Here is a 26,596-nt window from a genome sequence, read left to right as displayed (position 1 = left end):
TGTTTTTTGTTTAGTTAGCGCATCCCCAGGGTGCGCCACGGCTACTGTCGCGCCTCGCCGCCCGGCCCTCCCTGTACCCACGCCTGCAACGCCGGCAGCGACTTACGTATACGTCCTGTATACGGTCCGCCGCGTCGGCCTGCAAAAACTTGGGGGGAAGCCCGGGATGCGCCTGCGCCACGCAGCCCGTGTAGTGATTGGACCGGGATTGTACCCCCGGCCTCAAGTTATCCACAAAGGATAAGTCTGTGGACAACTTGTGCAAATTCAGTGGATTGGTGTGCACAACCCGAGCAGTGGCGCGGCTTTCCGGCATGCTGCAACGCCGGAAAAACCAGAGGAAACAGGGACTTCGGTCAATCTGGCAGCCTGTCGCAGTGCATAAATCAGCACGCAAACTTGTTAACAGGCTGTTGTGGACAATGGCGCACGGCTGTTTACGTGGCGTTTACCGCGTGCTGTCGCGATTGTGTCCTTGCCCACATTACGAAGTCTTGACACTGGCGGCGAAAATCGCTTAAATGGCGGGTTCTGCGATGCGGCAGGGGATCACACGTATGCGCATCGCCGGGTCTGGCCTGTCCGTGCCGCCCGCGCCTTGCAGGTATACCTGCAACCCAGGCGCTGGCCGGTTTCAGGGCCGGCACCAAGACAGAACCAGAATCGCCGACTTGTCGGTATACGCTTTGAGGCTTTGAGCGTTTCCGGCGCGCGGCAACCCCAATGCGAACCATACGCGGCGGCCAAGGCACCCCGGCACCGGCCGGAGGCGGGCTAGCCCAGATCAACCAGAGAGTGCAACATGAAACGTACCTACCAACCTTCCGTTACCCGTCGCAAGCGTACCCACGGTTTCCGCGTCCGCATGAAGACCCGTGGCGGCCGCGCCGTCATCAACGCTCGTCGCGCCAAGGGCCGCAAGCGCCTGGCAATCTAAGGGCCGGGCGACCGGTCTGGACGGTGGCAACGCCGTCCATGCCAACCGCCTCGCCTTCTGGATGGCCGGTAGCTTGCCGCAGGGTGCAGTGTTCCCGCTAGCTTTGCCAAGCGTGTCTACCTTTGCCTATCCCAAAGCCGCGAGGCTGACAAAGACGGATGAATTTTCATCCGTTTTTGCTTTGCGGCCTCGGCGGCGCAGTACGCACTTCGTGCTCTACGTGCGCGCCAACGGCCGGGCCGAAGCCCGCCTTGGCGTGGTGGTAGGCAAGAAGTTCGCACCGCGCGCGGCCGAGCGCAACCTCGTCAAGCGCATGGCGCGCGAGCTGTTCCGCCAGCGGCAGGACCAGCTTGGCGGGCGCGATGTGCTGCTGCGCTTGCAGACCAAGTTTCCGCGTGCGGAATTTACCAGCCGCGCCGCGGTCCGAAGGGCGTGCCTGACGGAGATGACCAGCCTGCTGGAAGTCGCCGCCAAGCCGTTGCCGCCGCCTCCGCCACCGCCGTCACCATCGGCCGCGCCAGAACAGCCCAAGGGCCTTCCGGCCTGACCGCCCCAGCCATGAAGCGAATCCTGCTAGCCCTGCTGCGCATCTACAAGATCGCTCTGAGCCCGTACCTGGGCTCGCGGTGCCGCTTCTGGCCGACCTGTTCCGACTACGCCCGCGAGGCCGTCATCCAGCATGGCGCCGCGCGCGGCAGCTGGATGGCCGCCTGCCGGCTGTGCCGTTGCCACCCTTTCACACAAGGCGGGTATGATCCCGTGCCGGGTGTGGAAACGGAAACTGCACAAACGGGCAAATTTGCCCATCCCGCGGCAGGCCATGGGCCTGTCACCGTCCGTCTCCCACGACCCTGATTTCCCCGACCACAGCGAGACATGGATATCAAACGCACCATCCTCTGGGTCATCTTCTCGATGTCCCTCGTGCTGCTCTATGACAACTGGCAGCGCGCCAACGGCCACGCGTCGATGTTCTTCCCGAGCGCGACGCAGCAGCAGGCCGCTTCGGCGCCCGCCGCCAGCGCCGCTCAGGGCGATGTGCCCAAGGCCAACGCGACCGCAGGCGCCGCCGCTCCGGCAGCCCCCGGTGGCGCACCTCAGGCAGCCGCACAGCCCACCGGCGAAAAGATCATCGTGACCACCGACGAGGTGCGCGCCGAGATCGACACCGCCGGCGGCATCCTGTCGCGCCTGGAGCTGCTCAACGAGCATGAGAAGGACGGCAAGCCCGTGGTGCTGTTCGAGCGCGATACCACGCGCACTTACATGGCCCGCTCCGGCCTGATCGGCGGCGACCTGCCGAACCACACCACCGTGTTCACGGCCACCCCTGGCCCGCGCACGCTGGACGGTGCCGACAAGCTCGAAGTCACGCTGACCGCCGACAAGAACGGCGTGAAGTTTGTGAAGACTTACGTGTTCCACAAGGGCAGCTACGTGGTCGACGCGCGCTTTGCCGTGACCAACGATGGCACCGCGCCGGTTTCGCCGACGCTGTACATGGAACTGGCGCGTGACGGCAGCAAGGTGGAGCAGTCGCAGTTCTACAGCACCTTCACCGGCCCGGCCATCTACACGGACGCGGACAAGTACCACAAGATCACCTTCGAAGACATCGCCAAGGGCAAGGCCAGCACGCCGGCCGCTACCACCAGTGGCTGGGTCGCGATGGTGCAGCACTACTTTGCCTCGGCCTGGATTCCGCAAGCCGGCAAGGAGCACAGCTTCTACGTCCAGCAGATCGACCCGAACCTGTACCGCGTGGGCATCCAGCAGCCGCTGGGCCAGATCGCCCCGGGTGCCACGGTGACGACCGATGCGCGCCTGTTCGCGGGCCCGCAGGAAGAGCGCATGCTCGAGAAGATCACCCCGGGCCTGGAGCTGGTGAAGGACTATGGCTGGCTGACCATCCTGGCCAAGCCGCTGTTCTGGCTGCTCGAGAAGCTGCACGGCTTCCTGAACAACTGGGGCTGGTCGATCATCGCGCTGACCGTGCTGATCAAGCTGGTGTTCTTCCCGCTGTCGGCGGCGAGCTACAAGTCCATGGGCAAGATGAAGGACCTGCAGCCGCGCATGACGTCGATCCGCGAACGCCACAAGGGCGATCCGCAGAAGATGAACGCGGAGATGATGGCGCTGTACAAGACCGAGAAGGTCAACCCGCTCGGCGGCTGCCTGCCCATCGTGATCCAGATCCCGGTGTTCATCGCGCTGTACTGGGTGCTGCTGTCGTCGGTGGAAATGCGCGGCGCGCCGTGGCTGGGCTGGATCCATGACCTGTCGGTGCCGGATCCGTTCTACATCCTGCCGATCGTGATGGCCGTGTCGATGTTCGTGCAGACCAGGCTGAACCCGACCCCGCCGGACCCCGTGCAGGCCAAGGTCATGATGATCATGCCGCTGGTGTTCTCGTTCATGTTCTTCTTCTTCCCGGCCGGCCTGGTGCTGTACTGGGTTGTGAACAACATCCTGTCGATCGCCCAGCAGTGGCAGATCAACCGGATGCTCGGCAAGGGCAAGACCGCTGCGGTCGCCAAGAGCTGAGCGCGAGAGATGCTGAAGGTTTAGTGAAAGCCCGGTGGAGACACCGGGCTTTTTTTGTATCGGCTGCATGCCGGTACGCAGTGTTCCAAGGAGATGTCGATGAGCTGGTCCGCCCGCCAATATGTGGCCTTTGAAGACGAACGCACGCGCCCGGTCCGCGATCTTGTTGCCGCGATTCCCAACGAAATTGTGCGCACGGCGGTGGATATCGGTTGCGGGCCGGGCAATTCGACCGAGGTGCTGATGTCGCGATTTCCGGGGGCTTCGATCACGGGCCTGGACAGCTCCGACGACATGGTCGAAGCCGCACGCAAACGCTTGCCCGATGTGCAGTTCGATGTCGCGGACATCACGGCCTGGAACGACGCCGGCCCGTACGACGTGATCCTGGCCAATGCCGTGCTGCAGTGGGTGCCGGACCATGCCAAGCTGTTTCCGGCGCTTGTGCAGAAGCTTTCGGAAGGCGGCACGCTGGCCGTGCAGATGCCCGATAACCTGGAGGAACCCGCGCACCGGCTGATGCGCGAGACCGCCGCGAACGGCCCGTGGGCAGCCAAGCTAGCCACTGCGAGCAACGCCCGCTCGGCGCGGGCTACGGCGCGCTGGTACTACGAACTGCTGAAGCCACATTGCTCGCGCGTGGATGTGTGGCTGACGGTCTACCACCATCCGCTGGCCGGTGGCGCGCATGCCATCGTGGAATGGTTCAAGGGCAGTGGGTTGCGGCCGTTTATCCAACCGCTGGATGATGCCGAGCGTGCGGCCTATCTGGCCCAGTATGAGGTGGAGATTGCCAAGGCGTATCCCGCGTTGCCGGATGGGTCGGTGCTGTTGCCGTTCCCGCGGTTGTTTGTGGTGGCAACGCGCTGAGGGTTTTGGTTTCTCCTTCTCCCGCTAGTGGGAGAGGAGAAACACCGGTGTGGCGCAGTCAGAATTGGCAATTCAGGCAAGGTCGATCACGCTCATGGTGGCGTTGAGGCGGCTGACGAGCACAGCCTCGCCGTGCACATCGGCAAAGACATCGGCTTCGACCACGATGATCGATCGGCCCGACTTCAACACGTCGGCGCGGCAGCGCAGACGTTCGCTGCGCACGGCGCGCAGCAGGTTGATCTTGAACTCCGCGGTGACCACGTGGCGGCCCGCTTCCAGGATGGTCGAGGCCGCGGCGCCGGCAGTATGGTCAGCCATGGTCGCCTGCACCCCGGCATGCACGACGCCACCCTGCTGCAGATGGCGGGGAGCCACGGCGAGTTCGGACTCGCACCAGCCGGGACCGCAATCGACCAGCATGATGCCTACGTCGCTGACAAAGGCGGCCTGGCGGAAGCCGGCCTCGATGGTCTCACGCAATAGCAGCCGTTCCTGTTCGGTCGACATGGTGTCCCTCGCGCGGTAGGTGTGCGCGCATTGCAGCGCGAAGGGGTGGTCTTGTCAATCTTCGGTGCGGCGCATGCAGCGCGCCGCAGCATTGCCGACGTGCCGCGTCGCCTACACTGGAACCTGCGTCCCGCCCGTCTCTCGAACTGGAAGAGGCCTCCATGAAAGCTGACCCCACTGCCAGGCTGCGCGGCAAGACGCGTCCGGCCGCGGCGTTCGCCGCGCTGGGCGAGACCGGGCTGCGCCGCATCGAAGACAGCCTCGCCACGCTGCTGCAGCGCGACGAGGTGGAAGACGTGCACGCCCTCCGTGTAGCAGTGCGCCACCTGCGCGCTGTACTGTGGATATTTGGCCCGCTTTTACCCAGGGGCATGACCGAGCGCTGGAAGGACGACTTGGGAGCACTGGCCGATGCCGCCGGCAACGTTCGCGACTGGGACGTCTTCCTTGCCGAAACCATGCAGCCCGCGCTGGACCGCCAGCCCGGTGACCCGATTCTGCATGCCGTGATCGACACAGCCCGCGTACGCCGTCAGCTCGCACGAGAGACCATGCTGGCCGGTCTGGACCAGCATCGCAACGACACGCTACCCGCGCTGCACCGCGACCTGGCGCACCTGCCGGTGCACACCGATGACGGCAGCGACGCCCTTCGGCCATTCGCGCGCAAGCGTGTGCAAAAGGCCCGCAAGACGCTGCGCCAGCGCAAGCGCAGCGCGCGCCATGACGGCCTGCGGGCCGTCCATCGGCAGCGCATCGCCGGCAAGCGCCTGCGCTACGCGATCGAGGCGCTCAGGCCTGTATTACCGGAGCAGAAAGCCAAACGCCTGCATCGCAAGCTCGTGAAGGGCCAGGGCAAACTGGGCAGCGTGGTCGACGACAGCGTGGCACGCCGGCTCATGGCTGAATGCCTGGACGTGCCTCCCGAGATACAGGACGCCGCACCCATTGCTGCGTGAGCCACCTCAAAAGGGCTGCTACACCGCTTTTCTAGCGCGATGCGCTGCACAAGGCGCGCCGCGGCCCCGGTCCGATCGATCTGAGACAATAGCGCCATGACTGCTCCCCTGCCTCCCATTGCCGCCATTGCCACCGCACCCGGACGCGGCGGCATTGGCGTGGTGCGCGTGTCGGGCCCGGATGTGCGCCCGGTCATGCACGCCATCTGCGGCCAGGCGCTCAAGCCGCGCCATGCCACTTACCTGCCGTTCCTGGACGGCCACGGCAAGGTCATCGACCATGGCCTGGCGCTGTACTTCCCGGGGCCGAATTCCTACACCGGCGAAGAGGTGCTGGAACTGCAGGGGCACGGCGGGCCGGTGGTCATGCAGATGCTGCTGACACGCTGCCTGCAGGCCGGGCACGGGATCGGCCTGCGCCTGGCCGAACCCGGCGAGTTCACGCGCCGCGCCTTCCTCAACGACAAGCTCGACCTGGCCCAGGCGGAGGCCGTGGCCGATCTGATCGAGGCCAGCACCGAAGCCGCCGCGCGTTCAGCGGCCCGGTCGATGGAGGGCGAGTTCTCGCATGCTATTCACACGCTGGTCGAGAAGGTGATCCACCTGCGCATGCTGGTGGAAGCCACGCTGGATTTCCCGGAAGAAGAGATCGACTTCCTCGAAGCCTCCGACGCGCGCGGCCAGCTTGCAACGATCCGCAACGATCTCGGCAACGTGCTCGCGCAGGCCCGGCAGGGCGCGCTGCTGCGCGAAGGCCTGTCGGTCGTGCTCGCCGGCCAACCCAACGTGGGCAAGTCGTCGCTGCTGAACGCACTGGCCGGCGCCGAACTGGCCATCGTCACGCCGATCGCCGGCACCACGCGCGACCGCGTCAAGGAAACGATCCAGATCGAAGGCATCCCGCTGCATATCATCGACACCGCAGGGCTGCGCGATGAAGCCACGGACGAGGTGGAGCGCATCGGCATCGAACGCACGTGGGACGCGATCCGGCGTGCCGACATCGTGCTGCACCTGGTCGATGCCACCGACTACCTGCGCCACGGCCTGTCCGAAATCGACGACGCCATCGATGACCGCCTGAGCGGCCAGTTGCCACCGGGCGCGCCGATCGTGCGCGTGGTCAACAAGATCGACGTCGCACCGACGGTGGGGGGCATGATGTTCAGTGGAAACCGTCCGCACGTGGTTGCCGCCAACGGGCCCAATCCCACCGAGATCTGGATCTCCGCACGCACCGGCTCGGGCATCGAACTGCTGCGCAAGGAACTGCTTCGGCTGGTCGGCTGGCAGTCCGGCAACGAAGGCACCTTCCTTGCGCGCGAACGGCACCTGACGGCGCTGCGGCAGGCGCAATCGCACCTCGACGTGGCAGCGGAGCAGAGCGAACGGCAGGCGCAGGCGCTGGACCTGTTTGCGGAGGAGTTGCGGCTGGCACAGGAGCATCTGAACAGCATCACCGGGGAGTTCACGAGTGATGATCTGTTGGGGACGATTTTTACGCGGTTTTGTATTGGGAAGTAGTTGCGGCCGCCCTCAAGGTATCGACGCAACTTGTGCTGAATGGGTGCGAGACCTTGCTGACGTCGGCAAAATGGTCCAGATCGGCTCGTCCGTACAGCGGCCCATTGCCAACGATCCATCCGACTATCTTTGGGCTTCACGCCCGCAATGCCAGGGATCAATCACCGGAACGCCGGCAGCTTCGAACGGAGCCGTGTCGCGTGAGGCAACCGTGAATCCGTGTGCGGTCGCGATGGCGGCGATGTAGCCGTCCGGCGTGGGAAAACCTTTGCCTGCCGCGCGAGCCTTCGCCGCGAGTTCGGCATAGCAGCGTGCTGCACCGGGATCGAAGGGCAGCACACGTCCAGCGAACAGCGCCATCAGGCCTTCCAACGCGTCTTCCAGCGCAAGCTTGCGACGTCCGTCCGGCAGGCAAGCAATGCCGTACAGCAATTCGGCCAGCGAGACGCTGGACAGGTACAACGTCTCGGCCACCTGCTCATCAAGCCAGGCACGCACTGTTGCCGCCGGCTCCGGCTTCATGGCCTCCGAAACCACGTTGGTGTCCAGCACGATCATTCGTGGAACCTCGGCGGTTGTGCAGGCGTTCTGTCACGCGTCTGTTCGAGCGCCTCCACGTCGGCGTTGGTCAGGCCCAGGCGACGACCCAGCTGAGCCAGCGCTTCCCCCATCTTCACCCGCTCCGGCGGGTTCACGGCACGCGCCAAAATGTCGCGGACCTCGGCTTCCGTGCTGCGGCCGTGCGCGGCCGCCTGTACGCGTAACGCGCGGTGGGTTTCGTCGGGCAGGTTGCGTATGGTTAGCGTTGCCATTGCAGTCATTGCTCCAATTTGACTTCAATGAAAGCATTCTACAATAGTGAAAGCACTAGATTCGTAATCGCATCCTATTGGGGTCAAATTGGGCTAGATCAACGACCTCGACGCAAACTCCGCCGCCAGGGATTTAGCATTCACGAACCGGTACCCGTGCAGCCCGGCATCAACCGCTCCCTGCACATTGGCCGCCGTGTCATCGATGAACAACGTCTGCGCCGCACAGCATCCAAGCTGCCCAATGCACCCCAGATAAGCCTGCGCAGCCGGCTTGGTCGCTCCAAACGCTGCAGAGGGATAAACGTTCTGCCCGAACAACTGCGCGACCGGCGGATTCAGGTAAGCGATATGGTCCGTGACCAGCCTGCAGTTGTTGGTCAGGATTGCGATGCGGTATGGGCCGCCCAGCCTGGCGGCCAGTGCCAGTGTTTCGGCATTGGGCGTGATGGATGCGCGGCGTGAGGCCAGCCAGTCGTCCCGGCTGACACGGCACCCCAGCAGTTGCCCGAGTGCCTGCAGGTACTCGTCATCGCTGATCTCGCCGGCATCGGCGCGCGCTTCCAGCCCCGATCCCCAGATCGCGTGCCGTACCTGCTCCGTTGACCGCCCGGTAGACGCGGCGAGATGCTCTGCGCGCGTGGCGCGGTCATAGTGGGTCAGTACCCCTTCCATGTCGAACAGAACGAGCGAGATCGATGCGGTCATGGCGTCTGTCCCGGTGGATGGCCAGAAGCCCTGATTGTGCATGGGCCGCGAGGCCGCTGGCGGAAAACCCTCGAGCCCCGGCTCACCTTTGGCGTGCGGGTACACTATCGGGCCGGCGAGCCTGCCTCTTTGCGAGAGCACGAGCCGCCATTTCCAGAAACCCTCCACCGCATGCGCCTGACCCTCATCACCTTCGGCACCCAGGGCGATTGCCGCCCTATCGTCGCACTCGGTGCGGGGTTGCAGGCGGCCGGTCATGATGTGCTGCTGCTTGGCGAACAGTCAGCGGCGGCGCTGGCGGCCGAGCAGGGGCTGGCGTTCGAGGCGCTGGCCGGTGACATTCAGGCCACGCTCGCGCCCGGCGGCGCGCTGCACAAGCTGATGACCGAAGGCGGCAACGTCAGCGAGGCCACGCGCGCGTTCGCCCGCATTGCGGAGGACAACACCGCGCAGTGGATGGCGCAGCTCGCGGCAGCCGCCCGTGAACGCGATGCCATTGTCTTCTCAGGCCTTGCCGCATATGTCGGCATGGCCGTGGGCGAGGCGCTTGCCAAACCCGCCATCGCCGCTGCGATGTTCCCGCTGTCGCCGACGCGCGAGTTTCCATCGGCGTTCCTGCCGCCGTGGCGCCTGCCGGGCTGGGCCAACCGGACCACCCATCAGTTGATCAACCACGTGCTGTGGCGCATGTTCCGGCCTGCCATCAACGCGGGGCGGCAGGCACAGTTCGGGCTGGCGCCGCGCAAGGCGGTGTGGCAGGACTTCCCGTCGCTCTACGGTTTTTCCCCGCACCTGGTGCCGCGCCCGCGCGACTGGCATGCGGACTGGCTGGTCTGCGGCGCGTGGACGCTGCCGGCGCAGGCCGATTGGGAAGCACCCGCAGTCTTGCAGGATTTTCTCGACGCGGGCGAGCCGCCGGTCTACGTCGGCTTCGGCAGCATGGCCGGCTTCGACCGCGATAAGGTCGTGCGCGCGCTGGTGCAGACCATGGACGGCCGGCGCGCACTGTTCTATCCGGGCTGGAGCGGCATTGACGTCGCCGCGCTGCCGCCGAACTTCCATGTGATCGGCGCCACGCCGCATGACTGGCTGATGCCGCGTGTCAGCGCGGCCATACACCATGGCGGTGCGGGGACCGTTCACGCGGTTGCCGCGGCCGGCGTGCCGTCGATCGTGCTGCCGTTCGCGGGGGACCAATTCTTCTGGGCCGGCCGGCTGGCGGCGCTTGGCGTGGCGCCGCGCTATGTCGCCGGCCATGACATCGACGCGCGCAAGCTCGCTGCGATGCTTGCCTTCACGCAACGGCCCGACGTGCGCGAGAACGCCGCAGCGCTCGGCGCGGCCATCCGGGCGGAGCGCGGTGTCGACAACGCCGTAGCCGCCATCGAAACCTTTTGCCGACGGAGCACGGCATAGCGGCCGTCGCAAGGCGCCGTTCCACTATTCAGGCAGGAAATTCAGATGATGAACCGTACCCAGCAAATCCTCATTGCCATTGTCGCCCTGGCGGTCCTTGGCATGCTCTGGTTTGCCGGCAATGACAAGGACCGCAGCCAGGAGGCTGCGACGGCCGATGCAGCACTGGCGCCTGCATCGGCTGCCAGCGACGTACGCGGCGTGCCGCGCAACGGCACGCTCGACCCCGTGAGCATCGATCCGCAGCGCCCGGCCGACCGGCTGCCGCAATACCAGGCCGACGCCATCCTCGACGACTATCGAAACAACCCCGGCGCGGCCGATGACCGCTACCGCGGCAAGTACATCATCGTCGAAGGCGTGGCCAGCGGCGTGCGGCGCGGCGAGGCGGACGATGTATTCGTCGATATCCGCACCAACGACCCGAACGCGGTCGTGCGCGCGCAACTGTTGCGCCGGCAGATCTGCGGGCCGGCTGGCCGCGTGTGCGAGGTCGAAGCCCGCGCCACCATGGTCCGGCGTGGTCAGAAGGTGGCGGTGGAGTGCAACGGCGCGGGTCTGTCCGACGGCACGCCGCTGCTAAGCGATTGCCTGCTGCGCGGCGGCGCCAACTGAGTCCTCTTATGCAAACCGTCCTGTCTGTCCTCGCCATCCTGGTCCTGATCGCCACTGCGGTTGGGCTGGTCTCTCCCTCGCTCATCAGCCAGACCCTGCTACAGGGCAAGCCTGTGGGGCGCCTGCAGATTGCCGTGATCGGCCTTTGCCTGGCGGCGTTGTTGCTGATCCTGGTGGGGCGCCTGGCACAGCCCGTCGCGGGCGCCTGAAACGCCGCACGGCGCAGAGACCGGGCAGGAGCGCCGGTTTTGCGCCTCTGTTCCGGCTATTGGCGCGTGGCGCCAGCGCATACAGTGTGTGGATAAGTTCCCGATGCTCCGCCTGCCGCAAGCGGCAATGAGCACCGATGCCTCCAGGACACTCCATGAACAAAGCACTGCTAGCCGCCGCGCTGGGCCTGACGATTACCGGCTGCTCCACCTACCAGGCCGTGATGCCCGTGGACAGGCCCGAGCAGGCCGACCCGCTCGGCGCCTTCCAGATCCCCGCCGGCAGCACCGTCGCGGCCGGCCCGCGTGGCAACTACGGCGCCAACGGCGCGCTGCTGTGCGTGGTGGCGAACCCGGTCAGCGGCAATGAATATCTCGACGCGTTCCGCGCATCGCTGCAGGCGCGCAATTTCGAAGTGAAGCTGCTGCCGCCGTACGCGCCCGTGGTGTCGTGCCCGCTGGTGGCGACGTACTCGGCCAAGAGCGCGTGGTTCTGGATGTCGTTCCTGAACAGCGTGGACATCATCGTGTACCAGAACGGCGCACGTGTGGGCAAGGCGGTCTACAACGCGAACCGCAGCGCGGGCGGAATCAACCTGAGCAACTTCGTCATGCCGGAGCGAAAGCTCGATGAGCTGGTGGAACAGCTGTTCCCGGGCATGCTGCCGCCGCCGCCCCCGCCGGCCGGCACGCCCGTGGCGGCGCCGGCGACAGGCACCGCCGCCGCGTCCTGAACGTTCAGGCTTCCAGCTGCCCCAGGCGCACCACCGTCACGCCGGGGCGAAGCTGCCGCAGCGACGGCATCACCAGCACGCAGTTCGGATAGGGCGTCACCACCGGCTCGCCGTCGCACCAGCCGATCACGGTGCCGGCCTCCATGAAGGTCTCCAGTCCGGTGTAAGGGCCGGCGAAGCGGAAGTCCATGCTGTTGGCGACGACAGGCTCGGTCACGCGTACCACTCGCTGCGTGGCGGGCAGCGGTTGCAGCCAGCCAGTCGGCACATCCTGGGCATCGATCACGCCCGCATTCAGCAGAAAGCGTGCCGCGCTATCCCGCGCAACCGTGACCGCAGACGTCTCCCAATGCTGGCCGCATTCGATCAGCAGTGCATTGCGCGCGCTGGCCGGATCGCCGAAATCCGCGTAGTCGCGCATGCGCCGGCCTTCCGGATGGCCTTCGTCGACGATCACGTCGGCCGGCGCGCCAAGCGCGCGAGCCAGTGCGATGCCCTTGTCGAGCGGGCCGGACACGATCAGCGGGCGGCTCTTCTCGTGCATCGAGTGCAGGTCGAGCAGCAGGTCCACGGTGTCGATCACCGGACGCATGGCGCGCGCGCGGCGCAATTCGGACGAATCGCGGCTTGCGTCATCCAGCACTGCCGACGTCCACACGCGGTTGAAATCCTGATCGACGAAACGCGAGGCATCGGGCCGGGCCGGGTCGAAGCACGCATACGCGTCCACGTTCGCAAACGCGAACGTCACGCGGCCGCGGCGCGGCTTCACACCGGCGTCGAGCAAGCCTTTCACGGTGATGGCGCCACACACTTCATTGCCGTGTGTGAGCGCGTTGACCATCACATGCGGGCCGGCCACGCCGCTGTCGAACGTGAACACGTAAGGGATGCCGCAGTTGCCCTCGGCATACGGGCGGATATCCGGGAATTCGACCTCGACGGGATAGGCGTCCAAGGTAAGGGATTCGTTGTTCATGCTGGGTTGTGCTGCTGGATGACGGCTTATTCGCGGATGCCTGCGGTCTGAACGATGGTGCGGTAGCGGCCGGTCTCGCGCTTGATAAACGCGCCGAACTGCGCCGGATTGCCCGGGGCCACTTCCACGCCGGCTTCGGCGAGCTTCTTCTTCACGTCGGGCATGGCCAGCACGGCCTGCATTTCGGTGTTCAGGCGGTCGATGACCGGGCGCGGCGTGCCCGCCGGGCCCATCAGGCCGAACCACACGCCCATGTCCACGCCCTTGAGCGCAGGGGTTTCCGCCAGCGCCGGCACGTTCGGCGCCACGCCGGAACGCTTTGCCTCCGTCACGCCATAAGCCTTCACGCGACCGGCCTGGATATGCGGAAGCGCCGAGGACAGCACCATCACCGCGAGGTCGATCTGGCCGCCGAGCAGGTCGGTGGCCATGGCCGAGGCACCCTTGTACGGCACATGCGTGATGTTGACCTTGCCCTGCTGCTTGATCAGTTCACCCGCCAGGTTCAGCGGCGTGCCCACACCCGACGACGCATACGACAGCTTGCCCGGCTGCGCTTTGGCCAGCTCGATCAGCTCGGCGGCATTCTTCGCCGACAGCGCGGTCTTGCCGACCAGCACCATCGGCTGCGTGCCGACGAAGGTGATCGGCGCCAGGTCCTTCTCGCCGTCGTAGCGCACCGCCGGGTTGGTCAGGCGCGCGATCGACACTTCACTGCCCGATCCCAGCAACAGCGTGTAGCCATCGGCCTCGGCCTTGACCACCTTGGACGCACCGATGGCGCCGCCCGCGCCGCCGAGGTTTTCGATGACCACGCTTTGCCCCAGACGCTTGCCCAGTTCGGGGGCGACCGTGCGTGCGACCAGATCGACACTGCCGCCGGCCGTGTAACCCACGACCAGCGTGATCGGCTTGGTCGGCCAGCCACTGGCATGCGCGGCCAGTGTGGAAAGGGCGAGGGTAGCGGCGGAGGCCGCGCGCAGCAGGGTGGTCTTAGTGGTCATGGCTCGGATCGGATTTTTTGGAATGGGGTCGACGCTGGCCTGATGGTAGTGAGCGCGCCAGGCGGCGGCTTGCGCCTTTGGCAAGGAGGGTTGCCAATTCGGCAATGCCTCAGCTGCGCGGCTCGCTGACCGCGGCTTCCCAGAACGCCTCCGCCAGTGGCCGCATCGGCGCACGCTGGCGGTACAGGCGGATCTCCAGTGCCAGATCCACCTCCTCCGCACTGCGACCCGCTGTCGCGCGCACCAGCCGCCCCGCATGGAGATCGTCCGCGATCAGCCGCGCCGGCAGCCATGCCAGCCCCATGCGCTGGCGCACCATCTCGTGCACCGACTCGGCAAAGTCGCTGACGGCGATCACGTCGAGCCGGCTGGCAAGCTTGCGGCGCGCGATTTCCTGGTTGACCATGCGGCCGAGCGTCAGGCTATCTGCGTAGGCGATCATCGGCGTGGGCGCCGTGCGGGCGCCGCCCTTGGCGGCCTGCAATCGGAACTCCGGCGCGCCGCGCGCATCGGCGGCGCTCACGCATACCAGCCGCTCCACGCCCACCATGTGGAAACGGTAGCGCGCGTCGTCGAGCATCACCGGGATATCCGGAGGGCTGTAGCACAGCAGGAAATCGGCATCGCCTTCGGTGAACATCGCGAGCGCATCGTGCATCGGAAACGTCGACAGGCGCGTGCGGAAGCCCGCTGCCGCCTTGTCATGGCCCAGCACCCGCCGCAGGCCTGCGAGCCACGCCGGCACCATCGAGCGCGCGAGCGTCTTGCCGGTGGCGATGGTCAGGGTGCTGGCATCGGCGCGATGGGCGGTGCGCAGTGCGAGGCGTGCGTCCTCTAGCGTTTGCAGCGCGTTTTGTGCGGCTTCAAGGAACTGCCGGCCCTCGGCGGTCAGGCGTACCGGAAACGCGCTGCGGTCGATCAGCGGCGCGCCCGCCCAGACTTCGAGCGCCTGCATGCGCCGCCCGAACGCCGGCGGCGTGACGTTGCGCAGTTCGGCCGCGCGCGCGAGGCTGCCGGCCTGGGCGAGGCAGATGAAGTCTTCGAGCCAGCGGATGTGCATGAGATCAGCGATCGGGTCTTGAGGCGCGGATGACCGCATTATCGGCACAATTCGCGGCGGCCCGAAGGACGGGCCAGCGCCCATGTTTTTTGCGGCAGGCATCCTCGGCCCATGCCAGATAGCCACGCGCTCCGACAATGTTGCGCGATAGCCCACAGAACAGGCGAATTAGAGCAGGCATTCGAATTCCACGCTTGTGAAACGCCCGAACGCGTGGGATACGCTTCATTCACCTGTTTCAAGCATCCGTATGCCGACAGAGCACGGAGTAAAACCAGGGTAGTCGATTGCAAGGGGTTCATCGCAGTACAAAGAGACTCGCCCCCATGAAGACCGGCAAAAGCACGGCAGGAGACACCAAGGCTCGCATTCTCGACGCCACGGAAAAGTTGTTCATCGAGGTCGGCTACGAAGCCACCTCACTGAGGCAAGTCACGTCCCGCGCCATGGTCAATCTGGCCGCCGTGAACTACCACTTCGGCAGCAAGGACATCATGATGCAGGCCGTGCTCGGCCGGCGCCTGGGTCCGCTCAACGCACGCCGCCTGGCGCTGCTGGATGCCTGCGAAGCGCATTGGCCCGGCCACCGCATCCGCTGCGAGCACGTGATGGGCGCGCTGTTCGTGCCCGCACTGCAGATGGCGCGCAATCCGGCCGTGGGCGGCCCTTCATTCCTGCGCCTGCTCGGACGCGTGCACGCCGACACCTCGCCCTTCATCCAGTCTTACCTGATGGAGCATTGCGCGACGGTGTACAAGCGCTTCTTCGATGCGTTCTCGCGCGCATTGCCCGAGCAGCCGCGCCATGAACTGGGCTGGCGGCTGCAGTTCTCGCTCAAGGCCCTGGCCGGCGTACTGGCCAGCGACGACATTTCCAACCTCATGTCCGCCTTTGCTCAGGGCCGACCGCTGAGCGACGCGCACATGCTGGCCCAACTCACCGCCATGGTCATGGCCGCGTTGCGGGTCCCCGCACCCGGCAGCGAGCAGCGGGCGTCGCTGCAATCGGTGTTCGACCTCGACGACGCCAACGAGGCGATGCAGCGGGCCCAAGCACAGGGGCGCGAAACGGCGGCGGCAGCGGCGATAGCGGCAGCCAATGCCGTCGCCAACGCAGACGCCGGCCATCGCGCGGAAGCTGCTGCCGCCAAGCCGCGACAGGGCGCACGCGCCGCGCGCAACGAAGGCACCGCCCGTGCAGCCATCGCGAGTGTCCCTGTCCGTGCGCGCGAGCCGGCGGTGACGTTCCCCAGCAATCCGCTGGATGACTGGATGCGAATGCGCGCCCGGACATAGCGGCTCCCGGACGCGGTGACCGTTCCGAACTGAAGCGGCCGTTTCCCGCGCGTCAAGCGCGCGTGGGACACCTACGGCTGCATCGCGAAAAAGATCTTGTTCGGGAAGGCCGTGCGCCATTCCTTCGATGAGCCCGGTTACCGCTTCTGACCGTCCGCACGCAAATTCAAACAGACGACGCGTGCGGCACGCGCAACAGTTTCAATGCCGCCGCCCAACGCTTGCCGTGCCACGCACTCAGAACCGCCGGCCATGTTTGGAACGGCCGCTCTATTGACGCTCAAACACGCCGGCGGCGAGAGTCGTCCGACCCGATGCACGACTGCAAGGGCGACAACAGGCCAGCGTTTTTACACAAGACAAGGAGACAAGCCATGACGATGTCCAGGCTTCGACGCAGGACCTTCGCAGTATCCGGGGTCAGCATCGCGATGCTGCTGAGCGCCTGCGGCGGCGGTGACGGCGGCAGCTCCGCCACCACGAGCAGTCCCAACACGCAATGCGCGAGCAATAGCAGCTGCCCGGTATCGGGGCCGATCCGCAACGGCGTGCCGCCGGGGCCGCTGTGTCCCGCCACGCTCGACTACGGCACGACCTTCACTGGCGGCTCTGGCGCCGGTGAACTGGTGAAGCTGCGCTTCGATACCTCGGCGCACACCTTCCAGCTCGACATCCTGGAGTCGCCGGTGCCGAAGCAGCCCGGCAGCGTGAGCCCCACGCGCGCCGGCGTCAGGTTCACCGGCACGATCGCCAACATGACTTCGCTGCCGACCGCGGAGCAGAACCGTTGCGCGGTCGTGCTGCAGAACGCGACCGCCTCTGACGGCAGTTCGCAGGCGCTCGTCGATCCCGCCCATCCGCCTGTGATTTTCCTTGGCAACGGCGTCGCGGGTGGCGGCGTTCCGGGCGCGACAATTTCCTATCCGGGCGTGCTGGGCATCGGCGCGATTCCCGCGACCACGTTCCCGATCTATCCGGTGCTCGCCTTCGCAGAGACCGAGACCGATTTCAGCAAGGTAGCCGGCTCCTACAACGTGCTCGGCTACCACCAGGTGCCGTCGGGTGGATCGCTGACGGCCTCCTCGCACTTCACGCCCGCCACGGCCCGCACGACTGAAACGCTTAACGCTGATGGCAGCTGCACGGCCACCGGCGCGAACTGCGTCACCACGGGAAACCATTGGAAGCTGCGCGCCGGTGATGATGGCACGTTCGAGAGCAGCAATGACGACGGCAGCCGCCGCTACCCGGCCTTCTACAGCCAAGCCATCACTGCCACCAACGCGAGCCGCGCAAAAGGGCTGATGGTGGTGGGCAAGCTCAACGGTGCGCTGATTCCGCTGGTGATCCGCGCCGGCTACGCGCAAATCTCGGCGCTGCCACCGAACATCAATGTCGATGACGAATCGGGGCTGGCGCTGCTCGCGCCCGCGACGCCGCTGGCTGCCGGCCAGATCAATGGCGGTTATATCGGCTCGGGCAGCGACCTGTCGTACACGTTCTCGCTGGTCAACGGCAACCGTGTGGACCTGCTCGACCCGTCGACGCTGACACAGACCGGCGGCTACCAGCTCGACTTCACCCAAGGCACGGCGGGCATGGTGGACACCACTGACAACAGTGGCACCAGCGGCACGCTGATCGCCAATGGCCGCGTGTTCGCGCACCTGGCGGGGACAGGCACCCCGAGCTTTCGCGTCAGCGTGCTCGCGAGCCCCTGACGCACCCGCCATACCCGTGCCCAAAGCCAACAAGACACGACAGAGGAGACTGGCCATGCAGACCCGCAACCGCTCACGATCGCTTCACTCAAACCGTCCGGCTCCCGCCACCTTGCGCGCCGCCATGCTGACCGTCGCCGCCGCGGCCGGACTCGCCGCGTGCGGAGGCGGCGGTAGCGACAGCGCGCCGGCTGCGCCGACTGCCGTCGACACGCGCCTGTGCCCCGCCTCGCTCGACTACACCACCACCTTCACCGGTGGCACCGGCTCGGGTGAACTGGTCAAAGTGCAGGTCGACACGGCGAAGCTTACGTGGCGCGTCACGTTCCTGGACTCATCGGTGCCGCGCACCACCGGCACTGTGCAGCCGACGCGCAGCGATCCGACCAACGGCCAGAACGTGATGGAAGGCTCGCTGTCGCAGGAAACGGGTCTGCCCACCGCGAAGCTCAACCAGTGCGCGTTCCGGCTCAACGGCGCGAGCCTGGACCCGAACCGCCCGGCCCGTCTGTTCGTCGGGATGGGCGTGGTGGGCGGCACCATCCCGGGCGCGCGCATCCGTTTCGCCGGCATTGGCGGCGCGGGCGCGGTGCCGGACACCACCTTCCCGTACTTCCAGTTCATCGGCTTTGCGCAGACCGAGACCGACCTGTCAAAGATCGCTGGCTATTACAACGGCGTGGGCTTTCATGAAGTGCCGTCAAAGAATTTCCAGACGGTCGCACAGGATTACCGCATGCAGCTCGCCGCCGATGGATCTTTCACGGTGTGCGACAACGTCACGGGCACCTGCTCGCGCAAGGGCAACAACTTCGTGCCGCAGCCGAGCGGGGCGCTGCTGTCCACCAACTACAAGGCGGAGGTCCAGCCGCCGACCATGGGCGGCACGCTGGGCAAGGCGTACCTGATCGTGGGCAAGCTGCGCGACGCGCTGGTGCCGATCATGATCCGCGTCGGCTATGCCAGCGACAGCCTGACCTACGGGCCGCTCGGCGCCGACGACGAAATCGGTATCGGCATGATGTCGCCGTCAGTGGCCATCACGCAGGGAAGCGTCAACGGCGAATACGTCGGCGTGGACAGCAACTTCGACTACCGCACCACGGCGCTGGTCGACGCGGCCGCGACCCTGCTCGATCCGTTCCGTCCGGCCGATGCGTCCCTGGCTTCGCCGTACCGGCTCGATTATTCACAAACCGTGCCGGGCGTGGTCAGGGTCACGCCCAGGGACGCCGCGGCCAACGCCTTACCCACCGGCAAGCTGATGTTCACCGGCGGCGCATTCGGCTTCCTGGAATCGCGCAGCAGCGGCCCGTACTTCACGGTCGGGGCCTTCGTGCAATAAGCGGCATGGACGCAACCTATTCGATCGACCGGGGACACCATATGCAAGCCATTCACAAGCGCTTCATCATCCTTGCGACAACCTGCGCCGCGCTGACGCTGGCGAGCGCGCCGGCCCACGCGCAGAAGGCCGGCGACAACGTCGTCACCGCGGGCTGGTTCAACGTCCAGACCAGCGGCCACAGCGACCCGCTCACCACGTCGGTGGCGCAGGTGCCGATCAACTATCCGCTTGGCCTGCCATCCACTTTCAGCGCACCAGGCAGCAGCCTGTCGACGTCCAATGCCAATACGGTCGGCTTCACCTTCAGCCATTTCTTCACCGACCATATCGCACTGACCGCGGTCGGCGGCATTCCGCCGGAGTTCAAGATTTACGGCCATGGAGAACTGATTCCGCCAGGTCCGGCCGGGGCGCTGGGCCGGCAGAGCCTGGGCGACCCGGCGCTCAACCCGATCATCACCAAGGCACGCCAGTGGAGCCCAGCCGCCATGGTGCAATACCACTTCCTGACGCCAACCGCGAGCTTCCGGCCGTTCGTCGGGCTGGGGCTTTCGTACAACTTCTACACCAACATCGAAGTGAACCCTGCCTTTTCCGCTTCGGTCAACAGCAACCTCGGCGCGATCCTTGCCGCTGGCGCAGGGATCCCTGGACCGACCTCCGTGCATGCAGACGCGTCGTCGTCGTGGGCACCGGTGTTCAACGTGGGGGGCACGTACAACTTCAATGAACACTGGGGGCTGACGGCTTCGGTCACCTATATCCCGCTGTCGACGACGTCGACGATGACGATCAAGGCGTCGGATGGGACGGTGTTGTCGACGTCAAAAACGAAGCTGGAGCCGAATCCCATTGTGTTTTATCTGGCGGCGTCTTACAGGTTTTGATGGGTCAAGAGCGGTCTTCGCCGAAGTGCGGCGGGTATCGTTCTTCGGCAAGAAGCTTAAAAAAAACGGCGCACCACAGTGCGCCGTTCCTGAACCGACCTGTAAACCCTTACTGCGTAACCGTCCCCGCCGGCGCAGCCGGAACCGGCGTCTGCGCCACCTCGCCGGTCTCCTTCAGCCCGCCACCAAGCGATCGGTAGAGATCGATCGAGTTGTTCAGCCGCAGCTGCCGCGCCTGAATCAGCGCCTGCTCAGCGGTGAACAGCTGGCGCTGTGCATCGAGCTCATCCAGATAGCTGGCCACACCACTACGGAACCGCAGGCGCGCCAGCTCATAACGCGCCGCTTCCGCATTGCGCACCTGTTCCTGGCCGGCCACCTGGTCTTCCAGCGTGCCGCGTGCCACCAGCGCGTCCGCCACTTCCGCGAAGGCCGTCTGGATGGTCTTCTCGTAGTTGGCCACCTCGATGTTCTTGCGCACGTTGGCGAGGTCCAGGTTCGACTTGTTACGGCCGTAGTCGAAGATCGGCAGCGTGAGCTGCGGCGCGAACGACCAAGCCTTGGTGCCAGCGTCGAACAGGCCCGAGAACGTCGGGCTGATGGTGCCGATGTTGGTGGTCAGCGTAATGCGCGGGAAGAACGCCGCACGTGCCGCACCGATATTCGCATTAGCCGACAGCAGCAGCTGCTCGGCCTGGCGGATGTCGGGGCGCTGCTCCAGCAGATCCGAAGGCAGGCCTTCGGGGATATCGCTGATGATGCGTTCGTCCGACAGCCGCATCGGCTCTGGCAGATTTTCGATCGAGCCGATGGGCTTGCCCACCAGCACTTCGAGCGCGTTCTGCGCCTGCGCGCGCTGGCGTGCCAGCTGCGCGGCGGAGACGCGTGCCTGCGCCACCAGCGATTCGTTGTCGCGCAGGTCCAGCGCGGACGTGGCGCCGACGTCGAAGCGCTGCTTGGCCAGTGCATACGTGCTCTCGCGCGCCTTCAGCGTGTCACGCGCGATCTCGTACTGCTCGGCGAACGAGCGCTCGGACAGGTAGGCCTTGGCCACTTCCGACACGAGCGAGATATACGCCGAACGATGCGCCTCCTCGGTGGCGAAGTACTGCGCCAGTGCCGCGTTCGACAGGCTGCGCACGCGTCCGAAGAAGTCCAGTTCGTAGGACGAGATGCCCAGGCCAACCGAATACAGGTCGCTCACCGAAGGCTGCCCCAGCACGGTCGCCGTCTGGGCGGCCGAGGTGCGGGCCCGGGTGTAGCCGGCGTTTGCATTCACCGTCGGCAGCAGGTCGGCACGCTGGATCTGGTACAGCGAACGCGCCTCTTCAATGCGTAGCGCAGCCTGACGCAGGTCGCGGTTGTTTTCGAGCGAAGTCGCAATCAGCGTTTGCAGGCGCGGGTCGCGGAAGAACTCGCGCCAGCCGATGTCGGTGGCACGACGCGTCTCGCCGCTCTTCACTTCGGCCGTGGCGTAGCCTTCCGGCGCACCCGGAAAACCAGCGGCCACCGGCGGCACCGGACGCTCATACTTCGGCGCCAGCGTGCAGCCCGTCAGAACGCCGGCCACCAGCAGCAGTGTGGTCAGTGTCTTGGTCATATCAATTGTCCTCCTGCGCTGCGGACAGGCGCGCACGTTCGAATTCGTGCTGGCGCTCGCTGCCCTTGAAGCGCTTGCGCACCACCACGAAGAACACCGGCACCAGGAAGATCGCCAGCGCCGTGGCCGTGATCATCCCGCCCATCACGCCGGTACCGATCGCGCGCTGGCTGCCCGAGCCCGCGCCGGTGGCAATCGCCAGCGGCAGCACGCCCAAAATGAATGCCATCGACGTCATCAGGATCGGGCGGAAGCGCAGGTGCACCGCTTCGAGCGTCGCTTCGATCAGCCCCTTGCCCTGCGCCTGCAGGTCCTTGGCGAATTCCACGATCAGGATGGCGTTCTTCGCTGACAAGCCGATCGTCGCGATCAGGCCCACCTTGAAGTACACGTCGTTAGGCATGCCGCGCAGCGTCACGCCGAGCAGTGCGCCCAGCACGCCGAGCGGCACCACCAGCAGCACCGAGAACGGGATGGACCAGCTTTCGTACAACGCGGCCAGGCACAGGAACACGATGATCAGCGACAGCGTGTAGAGCATCGGCTCTTGCGAACCGGCCAGGCGCTCTTCGTACGACTGGCCCGACCACTCGAACCCAAAGCCCGGCGGCAGCTTGGCGAAGTTCTCTTCCATCACGCGCATGGCTTCACCCGTGCTGTGGCCCGGTGCGGCCTGGCCCGCGATCTTCACTGCCGGCATGCCGTTGTAGCGCTCCAGGCGCGGCGAGCCCATGACCCACTTCGAGGTCGCGAACGCGGCAAACGCCACCATGTCGCCGTTGCTGTTGCGCACGCGCAGCTTGGTCAGGTCGTCCGGCAGCCGGCGGTCGGCGCCTTCTGCCTGCACGATCACCTTGCGCACGCGGCCTTCATAGATGAAGTCGTTGACGTAGTTGGAGCCGAACGCAATCGACAGCGTCGAGTTGATGGTTGCCACCGTCACGCCCAGCGCCTTGGCCTTCTCGCGGTCGATGTCGATCTGCAGCTGCGCAGCATCTTCCTGGCCTTCAGGGCGCACGCCCACGAGCACCGGGTTCTTGGCCGCCATGCCGAGCATCATGTTGCGCGCTTCCATCAGCTTGGCGTGGCCCTGGCCCGAGCGGTCCTGCAGGCGGAAGTCGAAGCCCGACGAGTTGCCGAGTTCCGAAATCGCCGGCGGGTTCAGCGGGAAGATGATGGCGTCCTTGATGAACGACAGCGCGCCGAATGCACGGCCCACCAGCGCCTGCGCGGTTTCGTTGGCACCGGTACGTTCCTTCCAGTCCTTCAGGCGCACGAACGCGATACCGCCGTTCTGGCCGCGGCCAAAGAACGAGAAGCCCGCCACCGTGATCATCTGGTCCACCACCTTGCTTTCCTTCTGCAGGTAGTAATCCTCGATCTGCTTGAGCACGCCGATGGTACGGTCCTGCGTCGCGCCGTTGGGCAACTGCACCACGGTGATCATGTAGCCCTGGTCTTCGTCAGGCAGGAACGACGACGGCAGGCGCTTGAACAGCACCACCACGCCGACGATGATGACCGCGTAGATGATCAGGTAGCGCCCGCTGCGCGCGAGGATGCGGCCCACCACCCCCTGGTAGCTCGTGGATGCACGCGCGAACGTACGGTTGAACCAGCCGAAGAAGCCCGTCTTCTCGTGATGATGACCCGCCTCGACCGGCTTGAGCAGCGTCGCGCACAGTGCCGGCGTCAGCGTCAGCGCAAGCAGTGCCGAGAACGCCATTGACGCGATCAGCGACAGCGAGAACTGGCGGTAAATATTGCCGACCGAGCCCGAGAAGAACGCCATCGGGATGAACACGGCCGTCAGCACCAGCGTAATGCCCACGATGGCGCCCGTGATCTGGCCCATCGCCTTGCGCGTAGCCTGGCGTGGCGAGAGCCCTTCCTCGCTCATGATCCGCTCGACGTTTTCCACCACGACGATCGCATCATCCACGAGGATACCGATCGCCAGCACCATGCCGAACATCGTCAGCACGTTGATAGAGAAACCGAACGCGAGCAGCGCGCCGAACGTACCGAGCAGTGCGATCGGCACCACCAGCGTGGGGATCAGCGTCGCGCGGAAGTTCTGCAGGAACAGGTACATCACCAGGAACACCAGCACCACGGCTTCGAGCAGGGTCTTGATCACTTCCTCGATCGAGATCTTGACGAAGGCCGACGTGTCGTAAGGCACGCTGTACTGGTAGTCCGCCGGGAAGTACTTGGACAGCTCTTCCATCTTGGCGCGCACGGCGGTGGCCGTGGCCAGCGCGTTGCCGGTCGGGGCCAGCTTGATGGCGATGGCCGCCGACGGCTTGCCGTTGGTGCGGGCGAGCGTCGAGTAATCGGCGCCGCCGAGTTCCACGCGGCCCACGTCCTTGATGCGCACCGACGAACCATCCGGGTTCGTGCGCAGCAGGATGTTGCCGAACTGCTCCGGCGTGGTCAGGCGGCTTTCGGTGGTGACGGTGGCGTTCAGCTCCGTGCCCTTGGGCGACGGCGTGCCGCCCAGTTCGCCCACGGCGACCTGGATGTTCTGCTCCTGCACCGCGGCGGTGACGTCAAGCGGCGTCAGGTTGAAGCCGGTGAGCTTCGCCGGGTCCAGCCACACACGCATGGCGTATTCCGTGCCGAACAGGTCGGCCTGGCCCACGCCCGGCACGCGGCGGATCGAGTCGATCACCTGCGACGACACGTAGTTGCCCAGCTGGATGGCGTCGGCCTCGCCGGACTTCGACGACACCGTCAGGAACATCATGTAGTTGTTGCCCGCCTTGTCGACGCGCACACCCTGCTGGCGCACTTCCGCCGGCAGGCGCGCCTCGACGCGCTTGAGGCGGTTCTGCACTTCGACCGAGTTCAGGTCGACGTTCGATCCCGGCGCAAACGCGATGGTGATCGACGCCAGCCCCGACGATTCGCTGGTCGACTGGTAGTACAGCAGGTTGGGCGCGCCGTTGAGCTCCTGCTCGATCACCGAGGTGACCGAATCCTCGAGCGTCCTCGCGGAGGCGCCCGGATAGGTCGCGGTGACCGAGATCGTCGGCGGGGCGATGTTCGGGTACTGCGCGATCGGCAACTGCACGATCGACAGCAACCCGCCCAGCACGATGATCAGCGCGAGCACCCACGCGAACACCGGCCGGTCGATGAAAAACTTGGCCATAAAACTGGCTCCCTCTGTCTGATGCGCTGGGTTTAGCCTTGCTTGGCGTCGGACTTGGCGTCAGCCTGGGCTTCCGCCTTGGCACCGGCCTTGCTGCCCGAAGCCGGTTGCGGCTCCGAAGCCTGCTTGGCAGGCGCCGGAGCACCGGCCGGCTGGAACGGCACGGCCTTGGCCGGCGCGCCGACCTTGACCTTCTGCAGGCCCTCGACGATCACCTTCTCGCCGCCCTTGAGGCCTTCGGTCACGATCCAGCGGTCGCCGATCGCCTTTGGCGCCTTCACCGGCAGAGCGGCCACGTTGCCGTCATTGCCCACCACCAGCACGCTGGCGCCCTGGGCATTGCGGATCAGCGCGCGCTGCGGCACGGTCATCGCGTTCTCATCCACGCCCTGCTCGATCTTCACGCGCACGAAAGTCCCCGACAGCAGCTCGCGCTTCGGGTTCGGGAACTGCGCGCGCAGCGTGATGGCGCCGGTGGTCGGGTCCACGGTCATGTCCGAGAACAGCAGCTTGCCGGTCTGTTCGTATTCGTGGCCATCTTCGACATACAGGTGCACCCTGGCGCCGCCGTCCACGCCCTTGACCGCGCCGGACTCGATGGCGCGGCGCAGGCGCGTGACTTCAGCGGCGGGCTGGGTGAACGTCACCCAGATCGGGTCGACCTGCTCGACGAGCGCGAGCTTGGTGGCCTCGCCCTTGCCGACCAGCGCACCTTCGGTCACCAGCGCACGTCCGGCGCGGCCGCTGATCGGGGCGGTCACGGTGGTGTAGCCCAGGTTGATCTGCGCGGTGGTCACGGCAGCCTTGGCCGAGGCGATGTCCGCATTGGCCTGGCCGGCGGCGGCCACGGCCTCGTCATATTCCTGCTTGCTGACGGCATTGACGGCCACCAGCGGCTTGTAGCGCTCGGCCTTCTGGCGTGCCGACACGGCGTTGGCCTCGGCACGCTCCAGTGCGGCCTTGGCCGACGCAAGCTGCGCCTGGTACGGCGCGGGGTCGATGCGGAACATGACCTGACCGGCCTTCACTTCGCCACCTTCGGTGTAGTTGCGCGACAGCACGATGCCTTCGACACGCGCACGGACTTCGGCGGTACGCACGCCTTCCAGGCGGCCCGGCAATTCATTGACGATGGCGACGGCCGACGGCGTCACGGTGACAACGCCCACTTCCGGCGGGGGCATGGCGCCGCCTTCAGGCTTTTTCTCGCCGCAAGCGGTCAGCGCCAGCGCCGACAACGCGGCGACGGCAACGCAATGGATACGTTGGGACTTCCTCATCGATAACCCCATGATGAAATTTTGAGATCTGCCGCGCCGGTCCCGGCATGCCTGGTGGAAATAGGGGGCAACCGGGGCGCGATGCGGTCCGCTGCGTGCCTGGCAGCGGAAAAAGCGTGATGCTAGCCAAACGGTATGTCGCGACAAGGACGAAGCGACGAACGTGGCATTTTCTTGGATGAACAGCATTAATGACCGACTGGTCAGAAACAACGCTGGTGCAGCTTTGTGCACAAAACTTTGCGTGCTGGCTGAACGTCGGACAGGCGAGTATTATATATACATTCAAGCATGTATGTTAAGCCTATTCCGCAAAGCGGGCTTTTCGACGCCTGGCTTGCTTATTTACGGAGACTATGTGCAACGGAATCCCGTTTCAGGCGTTGAAACAAAGCACGGTGCGTTCCTGACGGGTTAGGATGCGCGC

The 26,596-nt window shown here is 65.7% G+C and carries 25 protein-coding genes; 15 read left to right on the top strand and 10 right to left on the bottom strand.

Annotation, left to right across the window (positions count from 1 at the left end):
• Positions 1-802 precede the first annotated feature (802 nt).
• The 5 genes from rpmH (at position 803) to tam (ending at position 4,351) form a co-directional block, all read left to right on the top strand.
• Positions 803-937 (top strand): 50S ribosomal protein L34, encoded by a 135-nt coding sequence (gene rpmH, locus K2O51_RS30750; RefSeq protein WP_008650850.1) that lies wholly within the window; start codon positions 803-805, stop codon positions 935-937.
• Between the two features lie 61 nt (positions 938-998).
• On the top strand, positions 999-1,484 hold the full coding sequence (rnpA, locus tag K2O51_RS30745; RefSeq protein WP_373460913.1) for a ribonuclease P protein component: 486 nt from the start codon (positions 999-1,001) through the stop codon (positions 1,482-1,484).
• Between the two features lie 11 nt (positions 1,485-1,495).
• Entirely contained in the window at positions 1,496-1,792 is a 297-nt protein-coding gene (yidD, locus tag K2O51_RS30740) for a membrane protein insertion efficiency factor YidD (RefSeq protein WP_011299587.1), read from the top strand.
• A gap of 21 nt (positions 1,793-1,813) precedes the next feature.
• Positions 1,814-3,481, top strand: a complete 1,668-nt coding sequence (gene yidC, locus K2O51_RS30735; RefSeq protein WP_220631166.1) for a membrane protein insertase YidC — start codon at positions 1,814-1,816, stop codon at positions 3,479-3,481.
• 99 nt (positions 3,482-3,580) lie between these two features.
• Positions 3,581-4,351 carry a trans-aconitate 2-methyltransferase gene (gene tam, locus K2O51_RS30730; RefSeq protein ID WP_220631165.1) on the top strand — a complete coding sequence of 257 codons (771 nt, stop codon included), beginning with the start codon at positions 3,581-3,583 and terminating at the stop codon, positions 4,349-4,351.
• Between the two features lie 72 nt (positions 4,352-4,423).
• On the opposite strand, the gene K2O51_RS30725 is transcribed toward tam, so the two are convergent.
• Positions 4,424-4,861, bottom strand: coding sequence for a PaaI family thioesterase (locus tag K2O51_RS30725; protein ID WP_220631164.1), 438 nt, complete (start codon positions 4,859-4,861; stop codon positions 4,424-4,426).
• A 161-nt stretch (positions 4,862-5,022) separates the two neighbouring features.
• On the opposite strand from K2O51_RS30725, the gene K2O51_RS30720 reads away from it, so the two are divergent.
• A complete protein-coding gene (locus K2O51_RS30720) occupies positions 5,023-5,820 on the top strand; it encodes a CHAD domain-containing protein (protein WP_220631163.1) in 798 nt (265 codons plus the stop codon).
• Positions 5,821-5,916: 96 nt separating this feature from the next.
• Positions 5,917-7,344: a tRNA uridine-5-carboxymethylaminomethyl(34) synthesis GTPase MnmE gene (gene mnmE / locus K2O51_RS30715; RefSeq protein WP_011299582.1), complete on the top strand. Its 1,428-nt coding sequence runs from the start codon at positions 5,917-5,919 to the stop codon at positions 7,342-7,344.
• Between the two features lie 123 nt (positions 7,345-7,467).
• Here the strand turns inward: mnmE and K2O51_RS30710 are convergent, their stop codons facing one another.
• From K2O51_RS30710 to K2O51_RS30700, 3 genes are all read right to left on the bottom strand, one after another.
• Entirely contained in the window at positions 7,468-7,902 is a 435-nt protein-coding gene (locus tag K2O51_RS30710) for a type II toxin-antitoxin system VapC family toxin (RefSeq protein WP_220631162.1), read from the bottom strand.
• Positions 7,899-8,156: a FitA-like ribbon-helix-helix domain-containing protein gene (locus K2O51_RS30705; RefSeq protein WP_011299580.1), complete on the bottom strand. Its 258-nt coding sequence runs from the start codon at positions 8,154-8,156 to the stop codon at positions 7,899-7,901. The genes K2O51_RS30710 and K2O51_RS30705 overlap by 4 nt, the downstream gene beginning before the upstream one ends.
• Before the next feature lie 93 nt (positions 8,157-8,249).
• Positions 8,250-8,864 carry an HAD family hydrolase gene (locus tag K2O51_RS30700; protein ID WP_220631161.1) on the bottom strand — a complete coding sequence of 205 codons (615 nt, stop codon included), beginning with the start codon at positions 8,862-8,864 and terminating at the stop codon, positions 8,250-8,252.
• Positions 8,865-9,035: 171 nt separating this feature from the next.
• Here K2O51_RS30700 and K2O51_RS30695 point away from each other — a divergent pair, with 171 nt between their 5' ends.
• From K2O51_RS30695 to K2O51_RS30680, 4 genes are all read left to right on the top strand, one after another.
• On the top strand, positions 9,036-10,280 hold the full coding sequence (locus K2O51_RS30695) for a glycosyltransferase (protein WP_220631160.1): 1,245 nt from the start codon (positions 9,036-9,038) through the stop codon (positions 10,278-10,280).
• A gap of 45 nt (positions 10,281-10,325) precedes the next feature.
• Positions 10,326-10,895 (top strand): OB-fold putative lipoprotein, encoded by a 570-nt coding sequence (locus K2O51_RS30690; protein ID WP_011299577.1) that lies wholly within the window; start codon positions 10,326-10,328, stop codon positions 10,893-10,895.
• An 8-nt stretch (positions 10,896-10,903) separates the two neighbouring features.
• Positions 10,904-11,104 carry a hypothetical protein gene (locus K2O51_RS30685; protein ID WP_041679762.1) on the top strand — a complete coding sequence of 67 codons (201 nt, stop codon included), beginning with the start codon at positions 10,904-10,906 and terminating at the stop codon, positions 11,102-11,104.
• A gap of 155 nt (positions 11,105-11,259) precedes the next feature.
• The gene (locus K2O51_RS30680) at positions 11,260-11,838 is read left to right on the top strand and encodes an Sbal_3080 family lipoprotein (protein WP_140950449.1); all 579 of its coding nucleotides are present in this window, start codon (positions 11,260-11,262) and stop codon (positions 11,836-11,838) included.
• Between the two features lie 4 nt (positions 11,839-11,842).
• On the opposite strand, the gene K2O51_RS30675 is transcribed toward K2O51_RS30680, so the two are convergent.
• The 3 genes from K2O51_RS30675 to K2O51_RS30665 form a co-directional block, all read right to left on the bottom strand.
• On the bottom strand, positions 11,843-12,817 hold the full coding sequence (locus K2O51_RS30675; RefSeq protein ID WP_140950448.1) for a M14 family metallopeptidase: 975 nt from the start codon (positions 12,815-12,817) through the stop codon (positions 11,843-11,845).
• 26 nt (positions 12,818-12,843) lie between these two features.
• Positions 12,844-13,821, bottom strand: coding sequence for a Bug family tripartite tricarboxylate transporter substrate binding protein (locus K2O51_RS30670; protein ID WP_220631159.1), 978 nt, complete (start codon positions 13,819-13,821; stop codon positions 12,844-12,846).
• A gap of 109 nt (positions 13,822-13,930) precedes the next feature.
• On the bottom strand, positions 13,931-14,881 hold the full coding sequence (locus tag K2O51_RS30665) for a LysR family transcriptional regulator (protein ID WP_041679760.1): 951 nt from the start codon (positions 14,879-14,881) through the stop codon (positions 13,931-13,933).
• A 326-nt stretch (positions 14,882-15,207) separates the two neighbouring features.
• Here K2O51_RS30665 and K2O51_RS30660 point away from each other — a divergent pair, with 326 nt between their 5' ends.
• From K2O51_RS30660 to K2O51_RS30645, 4 genes are all read left to right on the top strand, one after another.
• On the top strand, positions 15,208-16,176 hold the full coding sequence (locus K2O51_RS30660) for a TetR/AcrR family transcriptional regulator (RefSeq protein WP_220631158.1): 969 nt from the start codon (positions 15,208-15,210) through the stop codon (positions 16,174-16,176).
• A 374-nt stretch (positions 16,177-16,550) separates the two neighbouring features.
• Positions 16,551-17,897 (top strand): DUF2957 domain-containing protein, encoded by a 1,347-nt coding sequence (locus K2O51_RS30655; RefSeq protein ID WP_220631157.1) that lies wholly within the window; start codon positions 16,551-16,553, stop codon positions 17,895-17,897.
• Positions 17,898-18,021: 124 nt separating this feature from the next.
• Entirely contained in the window at positions 18,022-19,242 is a 1,221-nt protein-coding gene (locus K2O51_RS30650; protein WP_425333003.1) for a DUF2957 domain-containing protein, read from the top strand.
• Between the two features lie 41 nt (positions 19,243-19,283).
• Positions 19,284-20,132 (top strand): OmpW/AlkL family protein, encoded by an 849-nt coding sequence (locus tag K2O51_RS30645; protein ID WP_220631697.1) that lies wholly within the window; start codon positions 19,284-19,286, stop codon positions 20,130-20,132.
• 109 nt (positions 20,133-20,241) lie between these two features.
• On the opposite strand, the gene K2O51_RS30640 is transcribed toward K2O51_RS30645, so the two are convergent.
• Genes K2O51_RS30640 through K2O51_RS30630 form a run of 3 tightly spaced genes read right to left on the bottom strand, consistent with a single transcriptional unit; the run spans position 20,242 to position 26,169 of the window.
• On the bottom strand, positions 20,242-21,732 hold the full coding sequence (locus K2O51_RS30640; RefSeq protein WP_220631155.1) for an efflux transporter outer membrane subunit: 1,491 nt from the start codon (positions 21,730-21,732) through the stop codon (positions 20,242-20,244).
• A gap of 1 nt (position 21,733) precedes the next feature.
• Positions 21,734-24,889, bottom strand: a complete 3,156-nt coding sequence (locus tag K2O51_RS30635; protein ID WP_011299567.1) for an efflux RND transporter permease subunit — start codon at positions 24,887-24,889, stop codon at positions 21,734-21,736.
• A gap of 32 nt (positions 24,890-24,921) precedes the next feature.
• Positions 24,922-26,169, bottom strand: a complete 1,248-nt coding sequence (locus K2O51_RS30630; RefSeq protein ID WP_011299566.1) for an efflux RND transporter periplasmic adaptor subunit — start codon at positions 26,167-26,169, stop codon at positions 24,922-24,924.
• Between the last annotated feature and the right edge of the window lie 427 nt (positions 26,170-26,596).

It is taken from the genome of Cupriavidus pinatubonensis (assembly GCF_019602855.1).
GTDB lineage: Bacteria > Pseudomonadota > Gammaproteobacteria > Burkholderiales > Burkholderiaceae > Cupriavidus > Cupriavidus pinatubonensis.
This window is presented reverse-complemented; position numbering and strand designations above follow the sequence as displayed.

What these genes read in the sequence shown, in the direction of transcription:
- rpmH (WP_008650850.1), top strand. Translation starts at nt 803, where the DNA reads ATGAAACGTACCTACCAACCTTCCGTTACCCGTCGCAAGCGTACCCAC.
- rnpA (WP_373460913.1), top strand. Translation starts at nt 999, where the DNA reads ATGGCCGGTAGCTTGCCGCAGGGTGCAGTGTTCCCGCTAGCTTTGCCA.
- yidD (WP_011299587.1), top strand. Translation starts at nt 1,496, where the DNA reads ATGAAGCGAATCCTGCTAGCCCTGCTGCGCATCTACAAGATCGCTCTG.
- yidC (WP_220631166.1), top strand. Translation starts at nt 1,814, where the DNA reads ATGGATATCAAACGCACCATCCTCTGGGTCATCTTCTCGATGTCCCTC.
- tam (WP_220631165.1), top strand. Translation starts at nt 3,581, where the DNA reads ATGAGCTGGTCCGCCCGCCAATATGTGGCCTTTGAAGACGAACGCACG.
- K2O51_RS30725 (WP_220631164.1), bottom strand. Translation starts at nt 4,861, where the DNA reads ATGTCGACCGAACAGGAACGGCTGCTATTGCGTGAGACCATCGAGGCC.
- K2O51_RS30720 (WP_220631163.1), top strand. Translation starts at nt 5,023, where the DNA reads ATGAAAGCTGACCCCACTGCCAGGCTGCGCGGCAAGACGCGTCCGGCC.
- mnmE (WP_011299582.1), top strand. Translation starts at nt 5,917, where the DNA reads ATGACTGCTCCCCTGCCTCCCATTGCCGCCATTGCCACCGCACCCGGA.
- K2O51_RS30710 (WP_220631162.1), bottom strand. Translation starts at nt 7,902, where the DNA reads ATGATCGTGCTGGACACCAACGTGGTTTCGGAGGCCATGAAGCCGGAG.
- K2O51_RS30705 (WP_011299580.1), bottom strand. Translation starts at nt 8,156, where the DNA reads ATGGCAACGCTAACCATACGCAACCTGCCCGACGAAACCCACCGCGCG.
- K2O51_RS30700 (WP_220631161.1), bottom strand. Translation starts at nt 8,864, where the DNA reads ATGACCGCATCGATCTCGCTCGTTCTGTTCGACATGGAAGGGGTACTG.
- K2O51_RS30695 (WP_220631160.1), top strand. Translation starts at nt 9,036, where the DNA reads ATGCGCCTGACCCTCATCACCTTCGGCACCCAGGGCGATTGCCGCCCT.
- K2O51_RS30690 (WP_011299577.1), top strand. Translation starts at nt 10,326, where the DNA reads ATGATGAACCGTACCCAGCAAATCCTCATTGCCATTGTCGCCCTGGCG.
- K2O51_RS30685 (WP_041679762.1), top strand. Translation starts at nt 10,904, where the DNA reads ATGCAAACCGTCCTGTCTGTCCTCGCCATCCTGGTCCTGATCGCCACT.
- K2O51_RS30680 (WP_140950449.1), top strand. Translation starts at nt 11,260, where the DNA reads ATGAACAAAGCACTGCTAGCCGCCGCGCTGGGCCTGACGATTACCGGC.
- K2O51_RS30675 (WP_140950448.1), bottom strand. Translation starts at nt 12,817, where the DNA reads ATGAACAACGAATCCCTTACCTTGGACGCCTATCCCGTCGAGGTCGAA.
- K2O51_RS30670 (WP_220631159.1), bottom strand. Translation starts at nt 13,821, where the DNA reads ATGACCACTAAGACCACCCTGCTGCGCGCGGCCTCCGCCGCTACCCTC.
- K2O51_RS30665 (WP_041679760.1), bottom strand. Translation starts at nt 14,881, where the DNA reads ATGCACATCCGCTGGCTCGAAGACTTCATCTGCCTCGCCCAGGCCGGC.
- K2O51_RS30660 (WP_220631158.1), top strand. Translation starts at nt 15,208, where the DNA reads ATGAAGACCGGCAAAAGCACGGCAGGAGACACCAAGGCTCGCATTCTC.
- K2O51_RS30655 (WP_220631157.1), top strand. Translation starts at nt 16,551, where the DNA reads ATGACGATGTCCAGGCTTCGACGCAGGACCTTCGCAGTATCCGGGGTC.
- K2O51_RS30650 (WP_425333003.1), top strand. Translation starts at nt 18,022, where the DNA reads ATGCTGACCGTCGCCGCCGCGGCCGGACTCGCCGCGTGCGGAGGCGGC.
- K2O51_RS30645 (WP_220631697.1), top strand. Translation starts at nt 19,284, where the DNA reads ATGCAAGCCATTCACAAGCGCTTCATCATCCTTGCGACAACCTGCGCC.
- K2O51_RS30640 (WP_220631155.1), bottom strand. Translation starts at nt 21,732, where the DNA reads ATGACCAAGACACTGACCACACTGCTGCTGGTGGCCGGCGTTCTGACG.
- K2O51_RS30635 (WP_011299567.1), bottom strand. Translation starts at nt 24,889, where the DNA reads ATGGCCAAGTTTTTCATCGACCGGCCGGTGTTCGCGTGGGTGCTCGCG.
- K2O51_RS30630 (WP_011299566.1), bottom strand. Translation starts at nt 26,169, where the DNA reads ATGAGGAAGTCCCAACGTATCCATTGCGTTGCCGTCGCCGCGTTGTCG.